Annotated in this window: 13 protein-coding genes and 2 pseudogenes; 6 read left to right on the plus strand and 9 right to left on the minus strand. The window is 71.7% G+C overall.

Annotated features, from left to right (window positions below):
* Window positions 1–124 precede the first annotated feature (124 nt).
* Complete coding sequence (locus HEP85_RS34305; RefSeq protein ID WP_211118111.1) at window positions 125–3,970, plus strand: S8 family peptidase; 3,846 nt, start codon at window positions 125–127, stop codon at window positions 3,968–3,970.
* A 78-nt stretch (window positions 3,971–4,048) separates the two neighbouring features.
* On the opposite strand, the gene HEP85_RS34310 is transcribed toward HEP85_RS34305, so the two are convergent.
* The 3 genes from HEP85_RS34310 to HEP85_RS34320 are packed head-to-tail and all read right to left on the minus strand — an operon-like array spanning window position 4,049 to window position 7,465.
* Window positions 4,049–4,846 carry a phosphatase PAP2 family protein gene (locus HEP85_RS34310; protein WP_168531407.1) on the minus strand — a complete coding sequence of 266 codons (798 nt, stop codon included), beginning with the start codon at window positions 4,844–4,846 and terminating at the stop codon, window positions 4,049–4,051.
* Entirely contained in the window at window positions 4,847–5,800 is a 954-nt protein-coding gene (locus HEP85_RS34315; RefSeq protein ID WP_168531408.1) for a YihY/virulence factor BrkB family protein, read from the minus strand.
* Window positions 5,801–7,465 (minus strand): diacylglycerol kinase family protein, encoded by a 1,665-nt coding sequence (locus HEP85_RS34320; RefSeq protein WP_248002185.1) that lies wholly within the window; start codon window positions 7,463–7,465, stop codon window positions 5,801–5,803.
* 400 nt (window positions 7,466–7,865) lie between these two features.
* On the opposite strand from HEP85_RS34320, the gene HEP85_RS34325 reads away from it, so the two are divergent.
* Window positions 7,866–8,036, plus strand: coding sequence for a hypothetical protein (locus HEP85_RS34325; protein ID WP_037652668.1), 171 nt, complete (start codon window positions 7,866–7,868; stop codon window positions 8,034–8,036).
* A 286-nt stretch (window positions 8,037–8,322) separates the two neighbouring features.
* On the opposite strand, the gene HEP85_RS34330 is transcribed toward HEP85_RS34325, so the two are convergent.
* Complete coding sequence (locus HEP85_RS34330) at window positions 8,323–8,748, minus strand: SRPBCC family protein (protein WP_168531410.1); 426 nt, start codon at window positions 8,746–8,748, stop codon at window positions 8,323–8,325.
* 67 nt (window positions 8,749–8,815) lie between these two features.
* Window positions 8,816–9,829, minus strand: a complete 1,014-nt coding sequence (locus tag HEP85_RS34335) for an aldo/keto reductase (RefSeq protein ID WP_168531411.1) — start codon at window positions 9,827–9,829, stop codon at window positions 8,816–8,818.
* A 141-nt stretch (window positions 9,830–9,970) separates the two neighbouring features.
* Here HEP85_RS34335 and HEP85_RS34340 point away from each other — a divergent pair, with 141 nt between their 5' ends.
* Window positions 9,971–10,870: a LysR substrate-binding domain-containing protein gene (locus HEP85_RS34340; protein ID WP_168531412.1), complete on the plus strand. Its 900-nt coding sequence runs from the start codon at window positions 9,971–9,973 to the stop codon at window positions 10,868–10,870.
* A 157-nt stretch (window positions 10,871–11,027) separates the two neighbouring features.
* On the opposite strand, the gene HEP85_RS34345 is transcribed toward HEP85_RS34340, so the two are convergent.
* Together HEP85_RS34345 and HEP85_RS34350 are read right to left on the minus strand one after the other, a co-directional pair.
* Window positions 11,028–11,768 (minus strand): VOC family protein, encoded by a 741-nt coding sequence (locus HEP85_RS34345; RefSeq protein WP_168531413.1) that lies wholly within the window; start codon window positions 11,766–11,768, stop codon window positions 11,028–11,030.
* Between the two features lie 117 nt (window positions 11,769–11,885).
* A pseudogene (locus tag HEP85_RS34350) lies at window positions 11,886–13,175 on the minus strand (cellulose binding domain-containing protein); the annotation flags it as partial.
* On the opposite strand from HEP85_RS34350, the pseudogene HEP85_RS34355 reads away from it, so the two are divergent.
* A pseudogene (locus tag HEP85_RS34355) lies at window positions 13,176–13,460 on the plus strand (UTRA domain-containing protein); the annotation flags it as partial. It lies immediately after the preceding pseudogene.
* A 39-nt stretch (window positions 13,461–13,499) separates the two neighbouring features.
* Here the strand turns inward: HEP85_RS34355 and HEP85_RS34360 are convergent.
* Complete coding sequence (locus HEP85_RS34360; protein ID WP_168531414.1) at window positions 13,500–14,576, minus strand: dipeptidase; 1,077 nt, start codon at window positions 14,574–14,576, stop codon at window positions 13,500–13,502.
* Window positions 14,573–15,898 carry an amidohydrolase family protein gene (locus tag HEP85_RS34365; RefSeq protein ID WP_168531415.1) on the minus strand — a complete coding sequence of 442 codons (1,326 nt, stop codon included), beginning with the start codon at window positions 15,896–15,898 and terminating at the stop codon, window positions 14,573–14,575. The genes HEP85_RS34360 and HEP85_RS34365 overlap by 4 nt, the downstream gene beginning before the upstream one ends.
* A 160-nt stretch (window positions 15,899–16,058) precedes the next feature.
* Here HEP85_RS34365 and HEP85_RS34370 point away from each other — a divergent pair, with 160 nt between their 5' ends.
* Entirely contained in the window at window positions 16,059–16,835 is a 777-nt protein-coding gene (locus HEP85_RS34370; RefSeq protein ID WP_168531416.1) for an IclR family transcriptional regulator, read from the plus strand.
* Window positions 16,832–17,785 (plus strand): ornithine cyclodeaminase family protein, encoded by a 954-nt coding sequence (locus tag HEP85_RS34375; protein ID WP_369657964.1) that lies wholly within the window; start codon window positions 16,832–16,834, stop codon window positions 17,783–17,785. Before HEP85_RS34370 ends, HEP85_RS34375 begins: the two co-directional genes overlap by 4 nt.
* Window positions 17,786–17,865: the final 80 nt, after the last annotated feature.

The following is a 17,865-nucleotide window of genomic DNA, read 5'->3' on the forward strand; positions in this document are numbered from 1 at the left end:
CCTGCCCTGTCGCCGTTGGGACATGTCGCATCCGTGACAGCTGAGATCAGTGACATGTCCCGTGACACCAGCGGATTCTGTCGAACAGCGCATGACCTCGAGCTGTATGAAGGGTGCTTGACTGATGGCATGGATGCGCCTATCGGCGGCTATATCGACCGTATTGGTGGCGACGATCGGGGGTGTATCACCCGTTTCGGCCGGGACGAGCGCGGACACGACGGCGCGAATCACCGCCCGCGACAAGGCGGTCTCCGCCACTGTGCGACTACTGACCGGCGACCGGGTGACGGTGACCACGCTGCCCGGCGGACGCCACACCGCGTCGGTGCAGCCCGGACCAGGGCGCGAGAGCATCCCCTTCAGGACACTGGAGGGGAACGACAAGGCGCTCACCGTGCTGCCGTCCGACGCCGAGGCGCTGGTGACCGCGGGCACACTGGACCGTCGGCTCTTCGACGTGACGGCCCTGATCGCCGAGGGCTACGACGAGGCCCACACCTCCGCCCTTCCGCTGATCGTCTCCTCCAAGCCGTCGACGAACGGAGCCAGGAGCACCGCTCGGGCGACACAGGCCGCCGGGAACACGGCCGACCGGCTGGCGGCGCTCAACACGTCCGCGACGCCCGTCCGTGACCTCGCGAGCATCGACGCGCGGTCGCTGCGGATCGCCGACGACGACCTCGGCACGTTCTGGAAGACGCTGAACACCAGTGCGGCGTCCGACGCCGCCCGCGCCGCGGTCACCCCGCGCGTCTCGCTGGACGGCAAGGTCGAAGCCGTACTGGACCGCAGCACCGCGCAGATCAACGCCCCCACCGCCTGGAAGGCCGGCTACGAGGGACAGGGCGTCAAGGTCGCGATCCTCGACACCGGCGTCGACGCCGACCACCCCGACCTGGCCGGACGCATAGCGGACGCCAAGGACTTCTCCGGCAGCACGAGCACGAACGACGGCTTCGGCCACGGCACGCACGTCGCCTCGATCGTCGGGGGTACGGGCGCCGCTTCCGGCGGGACCCGACGCGGGGTCGCGCCCCGCGCCGACCTGCTCATCGGCAAGGTGCTGGGCGACGACGGCTACGGCAGTGAGTCGTCCGTCATCGACGGCATGGAGTGGGCCGCCGCGCAGCACGCCAGGGTCGTCAACATGAGCCTCGGTTCGGGCACCCCCACCGACGGCACCGACTCCATGAGCGAGGCCGTCAACGCCCTGACCGCGTCGACCGACACGCTCTTCGTCGTCGCCGCGGGCAACGAGGGCCCCAGCATGTCCACCGTCAGCTCGCCGGGCGCGGCCGACGCCGCTCTGACCGTCGGTGCCGTCGACCGAGACGATTCCCTCGCCCCCTTCTCCAGCCGTGGCCCGCGCCTGGTCGACGCCGCGGTCAAGCCCGACGTGACCGCCCCCGGCGTCGGCATCGTCGCCGCGCGGGCCTCCGGCACCACGATGGGCACCCCGGTCGACGCCAACTACACCTCCGCGTCCGGCACTTCGATGGCCACCCCGCATGTCGCCGGCGCCGTCGCGCTGCTGGCCCAGCAACACCCCGGCTGGGGAGCCCAGCAGCTCAAGGACGCCCTGATCAGCACCGCGCACGAGGTGCCCGGCACCAAGGTGACCGAGCAGGGCGGTGGCCGCATCGATCTGGCCACCGCCATGGGCCCGGTCACGGCCACCGGGTCCGTCACCCTCCCGCCGGTCCAGGTCGGTGCTGCCAAGAAGCAGCAGCAGGCGGCCACCGTCCGCTACACCAACACCGGTGACCACGCGGTCACGCTCTCCCTGGCGGCCTCCCTCGCCACCAACACGGGGCGCGCGCTCCCGGACGGCGTGGTCGGTGTCGGCAGCGGCAAGGTGCAACTGGCGCCGGGCGCCACGGCCGAGGTCCCGCTGAGCCTCGACGGTACGAAGGCCACTCGGGGCCAGTACTACGGCTACGTCACGGCCACCTCCGCCGACGGCACCGTGCTCACCCACACCACCCTCGCCCTGAACGCGCACGGCGCGCTGCACAAGCTCACCGTGGTCGCCCGCGACCGCGACGGCAAGGTCATGGAGGGCGCCGCCCCGACGATCTGGGGTGCCGACGGCTTCGTGAACTACACGAGCCTGGAACCGGCCGTCGCCGAAGTGGAGGAGGGCACCTACCAGGTCAGCTTCAACACGATCGACAAGGCGGCCGACGGTGAGGAACTGCGCGAGGTCGTCAACCCGGAGGTGAAGGTCACCAAGGACATGTCGGTGACACTCAACGCCGCCGACACCGTCCAGGTGCAGATCCGCACGCCCCGCCCCGCCGAACAGCGCGGTGTCCTCAGCTACCAGACGTACCGGAAGATCGACGGCAACGGCCTGATCCAGGGCGTGATGTACTTCGACGTCGCCCAGCGCATCTACGTCAGCCCCACGGCACGCGTCACCGACGGCGACTTCGAGTTCGCCTCGCGCTGGCAGATGGTGGCCCCGCAACTGCGGGCGAAGGTCCCCGGCACGTCGCTCGCCTTCACCCCGTACTACGTGGACGCGTCGCCGGCCTTCAGCGACAAGGGTGCACGGCTGACCGCGGTGGACGCCGGCACCGGCACGGCCGCCGACCTTCGCGCCGCCCACGTGCGCGGCAAACTGGCCGTCGTCCGCTGGCACTTCACCGACGACCGGGCGCTCGCGCGGGCGGCGGCGGACGCCGGGGCCAAGGCACTCGTGCTGGTCATGGAGGACGGCTTCTACCCCTGGACGCGGTGGAGCCCGACGGGAGACCGGATGGCGCTGCCCACCATGCGCGCCGGCGCGACGGAGGGCACCGCGCTGCTCAAGCGCGCCAAGGCGAGGTCCACCACGGTGGAGTTCACCGGCACGGTCCGCAGCCCGTACCTCTACGACGTGATGCAGGTGTCCAAGGGGTCCGTCCCCAAGCCGCTGGTGTACACCGTCTCCGAGCGCGAGAGCGCCGTGGTCCGGAGCACGTACACCCGCACGGGTGCCACGTCCTGGGCGGGTGAGCAGCGTTTCGGGTGGCGGCCGTACCAGGACACCGCCTGGAACCAGTACACCCGCTACGTTCCGACGGGCCAGGAGCGCGTCGAGTACGTGACCGGCGGCGACACCCTGTGGCGTCAGACGGTCCGTCACAACGTCGTCGGTGACCCCGACATGCCCCTCATGGCCGGCATGAGTGATGTGCCGCGCACCTACCGGCCCGGCCAGAGCGTCACGGAGCGGTGGTTCGGAGCGGTGGTCCGCCCGTCGATTCCGCGTGGCGCGGCCTGGCAGTCGGTGCGCAACGGCGACACCCTGTCCGTGTTCGTCCCGGAGTTCACGGACTCCGGCACGGGCCACTGGGCGTTCGGTGAGATCCCCAGCGGCGGTGTCGGCAGCGGTATCCGCGCCGGCTCCCCGTCCGCCGCGGCGGACGACCTGCCCGACACGGCCACGGCGACGCTGTACCGGAACGGGAAGCAGATCGCCGCGTCCGACAACGGCGCGTGGGGCGACATCGAGGTGCCCGGGGGCGACGCGGGGTACCGGCTGGACCTGACCACCGCCCGTGTCTCCGACGACTGGGACTTCGCCACCGGCACGCGCACGTCGTGGACGTTCCGCTCGGACACCGCGGCTCGGACAGCCATGCTGCCTTTGCTCCAGGTCGACTACTCCGTCCCCGTCGACGCGCGGAACGCGGTGGGCCGGGCGCGCGAGCACAGCCTCGGTCTGACCGTCCGTATGCAGGACGGCATGGCGGCACCGCGTGGTGTGACGCTGAAGGTCGAGACGTCGTACGACGGCGGGCGGACCTGGACCACCGCGTCCACGGCCCGCAAGGGCGGCGGCTTCAGCGCCACCGTGGAGCGGCCGGCCCGTGTGCACGCGGACGCGTACGTGACGCTGCGTGTCACCGCGAAGGACGCGGCCGGCGACACCGTCCAGCAGACGGTGGACCGCGCCTACCTGCACCCCGGTACACGGTGACGGTGACCGTGACGGGGGATCGTCCCTCCTGACGACGGGGTGGGTGCCGGGGAGTCCGTCCCCGGCGCCCACCCCGTCTCAGTGGGACACCTCCCGGCCGGACGGACCCGGTTCCGGGTGGGCGCCGGTGAGCTCCGGCTCCAGACCGCCCGTCAACTCGGCGTGCCCCCGGCCTGAATCGACCCGCCACGCCTCGAAGGCCCAGGCCGTCAGGGCGACGACCGCGAGCCCCAGCAGCCAGCCGCCCACCACGTCACTGAACCAGTGCACGCCGAGCGCGACACGGGTGAAGCCGACACCGAGCACCGAGACGACGGCCAGACACCAGCCCAGCGGCCGCCAGGCGCGCGGGACCAGGGGGAGCAGGACGAGCAGCAGCACCGCGAACGAGGTGGTGGCCGTCATCGCGTGCCCCGACGGGAACGAGAATCCCGGGGCGTGCGCGACCGGATCCTCCAAGGACGGCCTGGCTCGCTCGACCACCGTCTTGACGAGCAGTCCGATCAGGCCGCCGGCCACGGCCGTCACGGCGGACCACGCCGCCAGCCGCCACGCCCTGCGGTACACCAGCCAGACCGTGAGCAGCGCGACGGCCGTACGCAGGGTGACGGGATCCCACACCCGGTCGGAGAGGAAGCGCAGGGTGCTCGTCCACGCGGGGTGTTCCAGCGCCGTCTCGTGCAGCCGCCGCGCGGTGCCCGCGTCCAGACGGCGGAGGGGTTCCCAGTGGCCCTCCAGGAGTACGAGCAGGAGCCCGAAGGGCACGGCGGCGACCGCCGCGACGGCGGCCGAGCCGAGCAGGCGGACACCGAACCTGCGGTCTGCCGCCCGGCGCCGCCGGTCACGGAGGCGCAGGGCAACGGTTCGCACAGGCATTCACACTCCAGGGTCGGGGTGGATCGGACCGGGCCGCAGGGCCCGTGAGGCCTCCAGCTGCGCGGCGAACGCCAGTCCGAGGAACAGGGCGATGGAGGTCAGATAGGCCCAGAGCAACAGCGACATGAAGGCGCTGAGCGGGCCGTAGATCGTGTCGAAGGACCCGCTCACGCCCAGGTACAGGCTCAGCAGCCAGGTCAGCAGGGTCCACAGCACGAGGTAGACGGTGGCGCCGAAGGCCAGCCAGGTGTATCCGGGCTGCTGTCTGCGGGGAGAGCGGCGGAAGATCGCGCTGGCGGAGATGAGCGCGAGCAGGAAACCGACCGGCCACCGGATGATCTCCCAGGCGGTCCTGGCCGCGCCGTCGAGTCCGTACACCGTCACCGCCGCGGAGGCCAGGTCGCCGCCGGCCACCATGACGACGAACCCGAGACCCAGCGGGATCCCGGCGCTGAGCGACATCACCAGGCCGCGCAGGTACTTCCGGTGGAAGGGGCGGTCCCGCTCGTTCCCGTAGATCCGGTTGGCGCCACGCTCGATCTGGCACATCGCCGTCGTGACGTTGACCAGGGAGAACAGCAGACCGAACCAGAGGGCGACCTGCGCGCCGTCGCCCGCCGTGTGCCGGCTGCGCCGCAGCGCGTCGTCGACCACCTCGGCGCTCGGGCCCGCGGCGATCCGGTGGATCGTCAGCTCGGCGAATCTGCCGATGTCCTCCGAGTGCAGGGCCGTGGAGAGTCCGACGAACGCGATGGCGAGCGGGATCACGGCCAGGACCGTCTGCAGGGCGAGCGCCCGGGAGTGGCTGAAGCCGTCGGCGTACCGGAACCGGATGAACGAGTCGCGCAGCAGCGGCCAGCGGCCGTAACGGCGCAGGGACGCCAGCGCCTCGTCCGCGGACAGTTCCTCGCCGGTCATGTCACGGGTCTCGGGGACCCTGGTGGCGGTACCCATTCACTTCTCCCCGGACGGCAGCAGCACGGTCAGGGCGCCGGGCCTGACCTCGGCGGTGAGACGGCGTCCCCGGCCGACCGGGTCTCCGTCGAGTTCCCGGGACTGCGGGGAGTCGAAGGTGAGTTCGGCGCGCCGGAAGGTGAAGAACTCCACCGGTACGCCGGTCCGGCCGCCGTCCTGGGTGACGAGGGTGTCCATGGTGGCGGGCCGGGGCGTCCGGGACCGGCGGCGCAGCAGCGTTCCCACCGCGCGCAGCCAGCCGCCGGGACCCCGTGGGTCGAGGACCAGGAGGTCGAGACGCCCGTCGTCGGGACGGGCGGACGGCAGGAGCGTCAACCCGCCCTGGACGGTGCCGACATTGGCGACGAGGACCATGCGGGCGGTACGGCGGACGGCGGGCGCGTCGTCGAGCCGGATGGTCAGGCTCATGCGGGGGGTGCGCAGCGTGCTGATGCCCGCAAGGAGGTACGCGGGCCACCCCATCGCCGACTTGGCGCGTTCGTCCGTGTGCTCGATCATCGCGGCGTCCAGTCCGGCGCCGGACATCGCGGCGAAGTGGGTGGCGGGGAGGTCGTCGCCCTCGATGTGCCCGAGGTCCAGAGGATGCGACGTACCGCGCAGCGCGGCCTCCAGGGCCTCGGCGGGGGAGAGCGGCAGGCCGAGGTTGCGGGCCAGCAGATTGCCGGTGCCGCAGGGTACGACGGCGAGCGGGACCCCGCTGCCGGCCAGGGCGTCGGCCACCGCCCGGACGGTTCCGTCCCCGCCGCAGACCACGACCAGCGTCGCACCGTCACGGATCGCGCGGGCCGTCTGCCCGCCGCCCGGGTCGTCGCGGGTGGTCTCGATGAACACCGGCGCACGGTGGCCGTTGTGGTCCAGGACCCGTCGCAGGGAGACCCGGGTGGCTTCGTCGGTCACCGTGGGATTGAGGATCACGGCGGTGGTGCCGTGGTGGCGCTCGGCGCGGGTGCCGTCGGCGGTGGGCAGCGAGCCGGTCGAGGGCGGCGCGGTCACGGAGCTGTCCGCCAGCAGGGCGCGTCCGGCGATCAGCAGGGACAGGCCGCCGTTGACGAGTCCGCCCACCACGTCCGTGGGGTGGTGCATGCCGCGGTAGAGGCGGGCGACGCCCACCAGCAACGGTATGAGGAGCAGCAGCACTCCCACGGCCCTGCGCCAGGGACCGCGGCCGCGTGACAGCACCACCACGGCGAGGCCCGCGTACAGGGCGGTGGCGGCGCCGGTGTGGCCGGACGTGTAACTGGAGGTGGGCGGGGACGCGTCCAGGCGGTCCACGTCCGGACGGTTGCGGTCCACGGACAAGGTGATGACCAGGAAGACCAGCGACTGGAGGGAGACGGCGACGGCGAGGAAGACCGCCTGCCGCCACATCGGCAGACGGGGCAGCAGAACCAGCACCAGACAGGCCGCCAGGGTGAGCGTGATGACCGTCAGGGTGTTGCCGGCCTCGGAGCCGAGGAAAGACAGAGTGGTGAGTGAGCCGGTGCGGCCCCGTTCGAAGGCTTCGTCGACGCGGTCCTCGACCGTCAGCGGCCACAGATCACGCGCGGGGCCGGTGATCAGGAGTCCGCATCCCACCATCAGCGCGGCCTGGCACGCCGTCAGGGCGGCGATGCGTGCGGTGGTCCGCCCGATGCCCCGGGGCATGGCCGCCGACCTTCCGGAGCCGGCCCCCTCCGATGAGGTACGTGGCAGTCCGGCAGGTCTTTCCGGCACGGCGGTCGGCATCGGGGCTCCCACGGATCGGCGCCTTGCGGCGGCGTTCGGCCGGGGGCGTCTCCCCCGACCAACGCCGTCTGCCCCGGGAGCCGCCGCGCAGACCTCCCGGGCGGAGAATCGTCCGGCCGATCGTCACGCTGGGTGTCTGCCGTGACACCGGCGCACGCCTGTGGTGTCCAGGTCGCCGAAGCCCGTCGTCCGGGAAGCGGAGGGGCGCTCGCGGTCGGGAGCCGTCCCGTATTGCCGGTCCGGGGGATAAGAAACAAATAAAAATCGGGCGCATGGGCGGGTATCGGCAGGGCACTCGGTGCTGCGGAGGTTGATAACCATGGTTCCCCTGCTGCTCGTTCTTCTCCTCGCCCTGGTCCTCTTCGGTGCCGGCTTCGCCCTGAAGGCCCTGTGGATCGTCGCCGTGATCGTGCTCGCCGTATGGCTGCTCGGTTTCGTGATGCGCTCCGCCGGAACCGGTGGCGGTCGTGGCCGCTGGTACCGCTGGTAGAGATCACCAAGTCCCACCCGGTGGTGGTGCGGGGCGGCCCCGGACGATCAGGTCCGGGGCCGCCCCGTGTTCGTGTGCCTCTTGCGTGAAGATGCCGGCATCGGTGCGCGGGTGCCCCGCAGCGGGGCAGGAGAACCGCGTGGCCGGGGGGTCCGCCGTGCGCGCAGGGAACCGCGCACCTCCAACACGGCGGGTTTCCCGGCCACGTCTTCCCGTGCGGTGCGCACCGCCTCGGCCCTCGACGGCCTTCGCCGCAGGACCGGTACCGGTGGACCCCGCCCTCGTGTCAGCTCGCGTCGGACGCCAGGGTCCGCCTCAGCGCGGCCAGACCGTCCGCGTAGATGCCGTGGAACAGGGCGACGGCCTCGTCGTCGCTGATGCCGTCCGGGGTGAAGCTGCCGGACCACTCCACGCGGGCCCTGTCCTGCCGGCCGGTCTCGTGCACCACGAGGGTGGAGAGGTAGCCGGTGACGGGGAAGGGCGCCTGGAGGATGGAGTAGCTGTAGGTCCGGGCCTTGTGGTCGAAGGCTTCGAGGCGCTCGACGATCACGCCGCCCTCCTCGTTCGTGAGACTCCGGACACGTCCGCCGTCGCCGAGTTCGCTGGTGGGGATGTACGGCAGCCAGTCGGGCAGTGAGTCGAAGCCGCCGATGAGCCGCCAGACACGGTCGGGAGAGGCGGGGACGTCGAGGGATGCGGTGGTCGTGGCCACGGGATTCTCCGTCGGGGTGGGGGTGGGGGTGGGGGTGGGGGTGAGGGCGTCGGCGGGGGTGACGGGGTCAGGCCGCGGCGGGTACGGGAGCGTCCTCCGCCACCAGCCGCTCCGCGCGCAGATCCGCCCAGAACGCGGCGGGGATCCTCTCGGTGAGCGCGGCGACGTCCTCCGCGATGCGACCGGGCTTGGTGGCTCCGGGGATCGCGGCCGCCGTCGCCGGATGGGCGAGGGAGAACTGCAGCGCGGCGGCCTTCACACCCACCCCGTGCCGCTCGGCCAGCGCCTTGATGCGCTCCACCTTGTCGACGATGTGCGCGGGCGCCTTCTGGTACTCGAAGTGCGTACCTCCGGCGAGGATCCCCGAGCTGTACGGTCCGCCGACCACGATGTCGACGTCCTGGGCCGCGGCGGCCGGCAGCAGGCGCTGCAGGGCCCGCTCGTGGTCGAGAAGGGTGTACCGGCCCGCGAGGAGGAAGGCGTCGGGCTTCGGCTCGTCCAGGTCGAGGGTGAGCTCCAGGGGCTCCACCCGGTTGACGCCCAGCCCCCATGCCTTGATGACGCCTTCGTCGCGAAGCCTCTGCAGGACGCGGAAGGCACCGGTGCGCGCGCTCTCGTAGGCGGCCAGCCACTCGTCGCCGTAGAAGTCCTGCGCGACGTCGTGCACCCACACGATGTCGAGACGGTCCGTCCGCAGGCGCCCCAGACTGTCCTCGATGGAGCGGAGGGTGGCGTCGGCGGAGTAGTCGTTGACCATCTTGTTCGGACGGCCGTGTTCGAACAGGCCGCCCTTCTCGCCGAGGTCGCGGGCGGACGGGTCCTCGACCTCGTCCAGGATGACGCGGCCGACCTTGGTGCTCAGCACGAACTCGTCGCGGGGGTGCCGGGCCAGTACGTCGCCGAGCCGGATCTCGGAGAGGCCGGCGCCGTAGAAGGGCGCGGTGTCGAAGTAGCGGATGCCCTGGTCCCACGCGGCCTCGACGGTGGCCGCCGCCTCCTCTTCCGGGATGGCGCGGAACATGTTGCCGAGCGGCGCGGTGCCGAAGCCGAGTGAGCCGGGCAAAAGGGGCTTGATGCTCATGGAAGATCCTCACGGATAGAGATCAGAAGGGGATTCGTCCTGTAAAGGGCGATCCGTCGGCCTTACGTGTTCGAGGTTAGGATCTCCAGATGAGACTGTCCAAGACTTGCTTGGACAGAGTTGAGTCCCCTGAGGTCCTACATGCTTGACCTGCGACAACTCCGCTATTTCGTCGCCGTCGCCGAGGCCGAACACGTCGGTCGCGCCGCCGAGCGGCTGCACATGTCCCAGTCGCCCCTCAGCCGGCAGATCGCCCAGCTGGAGAAGAACCTGGGACTCACCCTCTTCGAACGGAGCCAGCAGCGCATCCGGCTGACCTCCGACGGCCGGGTCTTCCTGACCGAGGCGCAGGCCCTGCTGCGCCACGCCGACCGGCTGGAGAACCTCGGCCGGCGGCTCGGCCGCGGGGAGGAGGGCGGCCTGTGCATCGGCTACGTGGCCGACGCGATGCACACGGGCATCCTGCCCGCCGCCCTGCGCACCCTGCGTGACCGGCGTCCGGGCATTCACGTCGCGCTGTACGACCAGGAGTCGGCCGAGCAGTTCGAGGGTCTGCGGCAGCGCAGCCTGGACATCGCGCTGGTGCGCACCCCGCCGCCCGAGGACGACCCTGACTTGAACTCGGCGGCGTTGCTGCGGGATCCGCTGCTGCTCGTGCTGCCCGCCGGACATCCGCTCTCGGAGCGGGAGGAGTTGACGCCGGACGCCCTCGACGGGCAACCGTGGATCGCGGTGGGCGATGCCCCGGACCCGGCCTGGCGCGACACGTTCGTCGCGTCGTGCGTCGCCTCCGGCTTCACACCGGACATCCGCCTGGACGCGGCCGACCCCCTTACCGCACTGGGCCTGGTCGCCTCCGGCCTCGGCCTCGCGCTCATCCAGAAGAGCATGGTGCGCGGCACGTCCGACGGCGTCGCGGTACGCGAACTGCCCTGGTACGGAGGCTCTGTCCAGCTGTGGGCGGCGTGGCACCGGGTCGATCTCCGGCCCGTGGTGGCCGAGTTCCGCGAAACCGTCCTGATCGGACGGGGGGAGGCGTGAGCCGGGGAAGGCGTGAACGCGGGAACGCGTGAGGGGTGCGCGGTTCCTTCGGTGCGGGGTGCGGGGTGCGGGGTACGGGGTACGGGGCGCCCGGTGGCGGGGTCACGACGCATGAGCGCACAAGGCTCACGTGCCGGAGTGTCGTCAAGTCTCCGTGTCAGGACCGGGCGAGGACGCAGAACTCGTGGCCCTCCGGGTCGGTCAGACACGTCCACGGGACGTCGCCCTGGCCGAGATCGAGGTCGGTGGCGCCGAGGGCCCGCAGCCGGGCCACCTCCGCCGCCTTGTCGTCGCCGGGGGCCGGCACCAGGTCGAGATGGACGCGGTCCGGCACGGTCTTCACGCCGGGTGTGCGGAGGAACTCGAGATAGGGGCCGACCCCCTTGGCGGAGCGCAACACCGCTTGATCGTCGGTCACTTCGTGCAGGGTCCAGTCCACCGCCTCGTCCCAGAACCGCGCCATGGCCCGCGGATCCACGCAGTCGACCACCACCGCGGCGATCGGCCCGGTGTCCCGGTAGACCTCCCGGGGCTCCAGCACGCAGAACTCGTTGCCTTCCGGGTCGGCGAGGACCGTCCACGGCACATCGCCCTGGCCCACCTGGGCGGGCGTCGCACCGAGAGCCCGCAGGCGCGCGACCAACTCCGCCTGATGGGCCGTGGAGGTGGTGGCGAGGTCGAGGTGCACACGGTTCTTCGTCGTCGTCCTGGGTTCCGGGACGGCGATGACGTCGACGCAGACGGTGACCGGGTCCAGCCAGTCGAAGCCGAGGGGTTGGACGGCGGTCGCGCCGGGCTCCTCGCCGGTGACACGCCAGCCGAGCGCCTCCGCCCAGAAGCGGCCGACCGCCGAGTCGTCGAGAGCCTTCATGTTCACGAGGACAGGTCGCAGTGACATGCCGGCGATCCTATGCACCGGCTCCTGTCACGGGGCCGCACGCGCGACGCCGACCTCGCCTCGGTGACGATCCGGTGAACCGTCACGTCGGGGAAGCCGGCGCCGGGGCACGTCTGGTCAGGAGGCCGGGACCTCGTCCACGAACCTCGTTCCGGCGGTGCGGTACGCGGCCACCTTCGCGGCCACCTGGGCCGGGGTGAGGACCTGGTCCTTGACATGCAGTACGTAGTCGACCTGCTCGTCGTAGGCGCGGGCCGTGGTCGCGGTCTGTCCGGCGAGGTCGATCAGCCACTGGTTGAAGTTGATCGACATCGGACGCTCGGGCAGGTACTGGGCGTCGTGGGTGCCGAGGAGCTGTCCGTCGATGTAGTACGTGATGCTGCTGTTGTCGATGGTGAGCACCAGGTCGTGCCATCCGTCGTAACTCTGGCGGCCCTCGGTGTGCTGGTTGACGGCTTGCCAGGGGTCCGGGTCGTACGTCTCCCAGGACGTGGTGTAGAGGATGTTGCCGCTCTCGCCCCAGCCGCCGTTGGGGAGGTACTCGAAGTCGTACTCCGAGTAGTCGTCGGCCATCGGGGCCTTGAGGTCGTTGATGGTGAAGAAGGTCTGCACGAGGTGATCGCCGTCCGGTCCCGACTTGGGGGTGTCGGAGAACTTCACGCGGGCCGCGTAGGTGCCGTTCTTGAACTTCGTGCTCCGGGAGACGACTTCGGTCTGCCTGGTGGACTCCGCGGTGCCCGCGGTGGAGGTCTCCAGGTTCATCACCGTGTTGCCGGACACGGTGGGGAAGGTGACCTTGGAAGGGTCCCAGGTGGCGCCGGGAACCCCGGGACCGCCGGAGTTGGAGCGGACGTTCCAGCCGTGGGCGGCGATGGCGGGGTCGGTGTACGACGCGTAGTTGAAGTCGTCGAACAGACTCTGGCCTCCACCGGGCGGGTCGGTGGGGTCGGTGGGGTCGGTGGGGTCGGTCGGGTCGGTGGGATCCGTGGGGGCGTTGCCCTCGGGCGCGGTGCCCCACACGGTGGTGCCGGCGAGCTGTGCGGTGACCTTGTTCCAGTCCGCGTACGAGGTCTGGGAGCCGTTGAAGGAGTAGTCGTCCGCCTGGTTCAGGGTCTGCCAGGTGGACTGGTAGAAGCGGAGTTGCATGTCGCCGGTGTCGGCGCCCGCCGCCAGCGATCCGGCCGCCGAGGTGAAGCCGACCTCCAGGTAGCGGTCCGCGGTGGCGGTGGGGTGGCCGAGTGCGCCGAACGTGCCCGTGATGTTGGCACACCCCTTCACCGCCCAGGAACAGGCGAAGCGGTACGAGGCGCTCGCCGAGTCCGCCTTGAAGTAGTAGCGGATCTTCACCTGGCTCAACTGGACCGTGGTGGAACCGGTGTTGCGTACCTTGAACCAGGGCTCGCTCTGACTGTGGTGACCCGCGGCGAGGCGGACCTGCTCGACGTGCCGGAGTTGTCACCGGCTCTCCTCTTCGAGCGTCTCACCTCCGACGCCCACAACCGGCCGGTGGAGTACGTGCACTCGATCTACCGAGGCGACCGCTACCGCATAGTCTCCCGGCTGGCGCTCGGTCCACTCGCCGAACACCCCGCGCCCCCCGACGGTCATCACCCCGGAATCCCGCCGGGGGACCTCATGGCGGGTGAACCCGTCACCTTCTCCACTCGGGGTGTGGTGCAGAGCGACCCGTGACGGTCGGTGGCGGGGGACCGCGGAGTGAGGTGACCCGGGTCAGGTACCCGAGGGGGTCCAGACCCGCTCGGCGTGGTCGAGGAAGTTCGTGCCGAGAATCTTCTCGATGCGCCGCGAACCGTACCCGCGGGCCTCCAGCAGACGGATCAGCTCCCGGAACTGGTTCACGCCCCGCAGGTCGATGACGAAGGGCAGGGTGTCGTCGCGCTCGCCCGCCGCGCCGACGCCGGCCTCCCGGCGCAGGGCCACGTGCTCCGCGAGGCGGGCACGGTAGGTGTCGAGGTCGTCGATGGAGGTGACCGTTCCGTCGGTGCCGATGCCCACGTGGTCCTCCCCGCACACGTTCACGGCGTGCGCGATGTGGTCGACGACGTCCTCGGCGCGGGCGTGGCCGGACAGCGAGAGGAAGGGCATGAAGTAGATGCCCACGAATCCGCCGCGGGAGGCGACCAGACGCAGTTCCTCGTCGGTCTTGTTGCGGGGCAGGTCGGCGAGGGCACGGCAGCCGGTGTGGTTGACGGAGACGGGCCGGCGTGAGTACGCGGCGGCGTCCAGGCAGGTGCGCTCCCCGCTGTGGGAGAGGTCGACCATGACGTGCTGCTCGTTCAGCGCGTCGACGACCCGGTGCCCGAAGTCGCTCAGGCCGCGGTTCTCCGGCGCCATCGAGCCGTCGCCGATGTGATTGGCCTGGTTGTACGTGAGTTGGACGACGCGCACACCGAGATCGGCGAAGGTCGCGATCCGCCCGGTGTCGTCGCCCACGGCCACGGCGTTCTGGAAGCCGTAGATGATGCCGATCCTCCCCTCGGCGCGGGCACGGCGGATGTCCGCGGCCGTACGGACCTTGGTGAGGTCGGCGGCGTGGTCGCGGACGAGCGTGTCCCACACGGCGATCTCGTGGAGGGTGTGCTCGTACGGAGGCAGATCGCCCATCGTGTAGCCGAGGGTGATGTTGACCGCGGTCAGACCCGAGGCGTGGGCGTCGGCCAAGGTCCTCCGGTCGATGGTGAGTTGCTCGCTGGACGGGTTCAGCTGAGCGGCGGCGTCCGCCGAGCCGGGGGCGTTGGGGTTGTCCAGCTGTCCGAGCGCGTTGATGATCATGGGGGTGTCGGTCATCGGGGTCCCTCGGGGTCGGTGCGCCCGAACTCGGCGCGCTCGAAGCGGCGTCCACGCTTGACGGTGAGCGCGATGGTCCGCAGATTTCCGATGTCGCGGAGGGGATCCTCGTCCAGGACCGCGAAGTTGGCGAGTTTGCCCGCCTCGACGCTGCCCATGACGTCCTCGGCGCCCGCGCTCCGGGCACCCACCAGCGTCGCCGAGTGGAGCACCTGGTCGGCGGGGATGCCGCAGCGGCGGACGAGGAAGTCGAGTTCCTCGTAAAGGGCGGGAAAGGGGTCGCCGGGGTCGGTCTCGTAGTCCGTGCCGGTGGAGATCGCGACGCCCGACCGGTGGGCCTGGGCGGTGAGGGCCGCGGCGAGTTCCACGTTGGCCCGCGCGCGGGCCGCGGACTCGGGAGTGTCACCGGCCAGGAGATCGCTCAGCCACATTCCGGCGGTCGCGTCCAGGACCGTACCGCGCTCCTTCATCCGCGCGAAGAGCGCGGCCAGCCGTGGTTCGTCCCCCGCGGTGAACCGGGCGTGGTCGACGGCCGGTTTGTCGCGGTAGCTGATCAACCGGTCCTCGATCGCCTCGAACGGAAGCAGGGTGACGTGCGAGAGGCTGTCGGCACCGGCCGCGACGAGGTCACCCGGCGTCGCCGGGAAGACCGTGGCGTGGGCCCAGACGTGGATGCCCTGGCGGTGCGCCTCGGCGGTGATGGCGGCGACGGTGTCACGGTCCAGGTCCGCGTAGATCTTGATGGCGGTGGCATGGGTACCGCGCGCCATCGCCACCGCCAGCGGAAGGTCCGTGTCCGTGGTGATGGCCTGCATCCACGGCACCTCGCCCGGCGTCCCGCCGCGGGTGACCTGGTGGGTGCGCGGATCGTCGAAGAAGCCCGGCCCCGCCATCAGGGCCGCGTACCGGATGTCGGGACCCGGGATCTCGCCGACGAGGGTGGCTCGGGCGAGGTCGCCCACCTGGCGCAGGTCGTCGGCCATGTCACGGACGGCGGTGACGCCGCCGAACGCGAGCCGGCGCAGCACCGCCTCGGCGGCAGGCCGGTCGGGCGGGGTGGCGAGGTGCTGGTGGGAGTCGATCAGTCCCGGCACGACGAAGCGTCCGTCGAGATCGAAGACCTCGGCGTCGGCGGGCAGATCGGCGGCGATCACGCGGTCCTCGCCGACGGCACGGACGACCGGGCCGTCGGTGACGATCGTCGTCGAGGGCCGGAGGGGGCCGCCGGTGCCGTCGAACAGGGTGGCGCCGCGGTAGACCGCGACCGTGCCCGGCGCCGCGGGGGCGTAGGGGGTCGGCGCGCCCGGGCTTTCGTCCACCATCTTCACCTCTCAGCAGGACTGTTACGCTCAGCGCAACAGTCGTATCGTCACTGGAAACATTCGGCACTGTACCCCCGTCCCGCTCCGCTTCCGCAAGGTCCCCGGGGCCGGGGGAGATCCGGTGCCACGCCGGGGCCCGATGCCACAAGGAGCGCTCCCCATGCCCGAAGCTCCCCGCACGGCGGTGGACAAGGCGCTGGACCTGGTCGAGGCCGTGGCCCGCTCGCCCCAGCCGCCGCGCCTCACCGACCTGGCCGAGGCCGTGGACCTGCACCGGGCGACCGCGTACCGGATCCTGCTGGATCTCGTCCGCCGCGGCTGGGTGCTGCGCGCCGGTGACCGCTATCTGCCCGGCACGGCGGTCCTGCAGCTGTCCGCCGCCGCCACGCGCCACTCCCTCGTGGCCCTGGCCCGGCCGGTGCTGCTCGGCCTGTCCGAGGCCACGGAGATGATGGTCAACCTCCAGGTGCTCGAGGAGGACCGCTCCCGAGTGATCGACGTCGTGCGGCCCGAACGCCTCGGCATGATCACGCGCCTGCTCGGCGAGGCACTGCCCGTCCACCGGTTCGCCGGCCCCCTGGCCCTGGTCGCCGCGCTCGAACCGGAGGCGCGCGCGCCCTATCTCCGCCCGGCCGAGGCGGCGGGGCACCCGCTCGACGGTCCCGAAGGACTGGCGGCGGAGATCGAACACACCCGGCGGTCCGGGTTCGCCGTCGAGCACGGCCGCAACGAGAAGCCCGTCGCCTCGCTGAGCCGCGCGGTGGTCGTGGACCGGGGAGCCCCCCTCTGCGCCCTCACCGTGGTCGGCCTCGACGCGGAGATCGACACGGCGCGCCTCCTCCTCCTGAAACAGCGACTGCGCGAGGCCACCGAGGAGCTGGGACGCCTGCTCTCCTCGACCGGCCCCGTGACCGCCGCGACGGCGGCACCGGCATGACCGGGGTTCTCGTCCTCGACCGGGCACGGACGCGCGCCGCCCTCGACCCCCCTCGCATCATGGAGGCGGTCGCGACCGCACTCGTCGCCATCGGCCGGGAGGAGGTGTCGGCCCCACCGAGGATCGCCGCGCGCACGGCGAGCGGACTGCTGGGAGCCATGCCCGGATACGTTCCGGGCCTCGGCCTCGCGGCCAAGCTCGTCTCCGTGTTCGGCGATCCCGGCCGCCCCGGCCGCAGCGCGCACCGCGGGATGGTCGCCCTCTTCGACGCCGACGACGGCCGGCCGCTCGCCCTCATGGACGCCGAGTCCCTCACGGGCATCCGGACGGCCGCCGCCGCCACGTGGAGCGCCCGCGCCCTGGCACCCGCGGAACCGGCCGGCCCCGCGACCGTGATCGGCACCGGGGCCCAGGCCCGCGCCCAGGTCGCCCTGCTCGCGGCGCTCGATCCCGGCGCACCCGTCGTCGTGGCCGGCCGCGACCCGCGGCGCGCCCGGCTCACCGCCGACCTGCATCCTCAGGGAAGGGTGGCCTCGGGTGTCGAGGCGGCGGTCCGCACGGCGGGCGTCGTCTTCTGCTGCACCGGTGCGACCCGGCCGGTGGTGCGCCGTGACTGGCTCGCGGCCGGCACCCACGTCAGCTCGGTCGGCGGTTCGCACGGTCCCGAACTGGACACCGCAACCCTGCGGGACGCGGCGCTCTTCGCCGAGTGGGCGGGCGCGGCCACCGCCGAACCCCCGGCCGGGGCGCACGAGTTGCAGGATCTGCCCGCCGCTCGGACGGTCACCCTGCTCGGTCACGTGCTCTGCGGGGACCGCCCCGGACGGCGGAGCGCGGACGAACTGACCGTGTTCAAGTCCACCGGGCATGCCGCCCTGGACGTGGCCGCCGCTCATGTCGTCCACGCCGTCGCCTCGGCCGCCGGCTGGGGGACGAGGGTCGACCTCTGACGACGGCGAAGAGCGACCTCCGGGAGCGTCCGGACACGGATACCGGGGCTCGGCGCCCCGAGGGTCCGCACGTCCCCGGC

This window comes from Streptomyces sp. RPA4-2, from assembly GCF_012273515.2.
Lineage (GTDB): Bacteria > Actinomycetota > Actinomycetes > Streptomycetales > Streptomycetaceae > Streptomyces > Streptomyces kaempferi.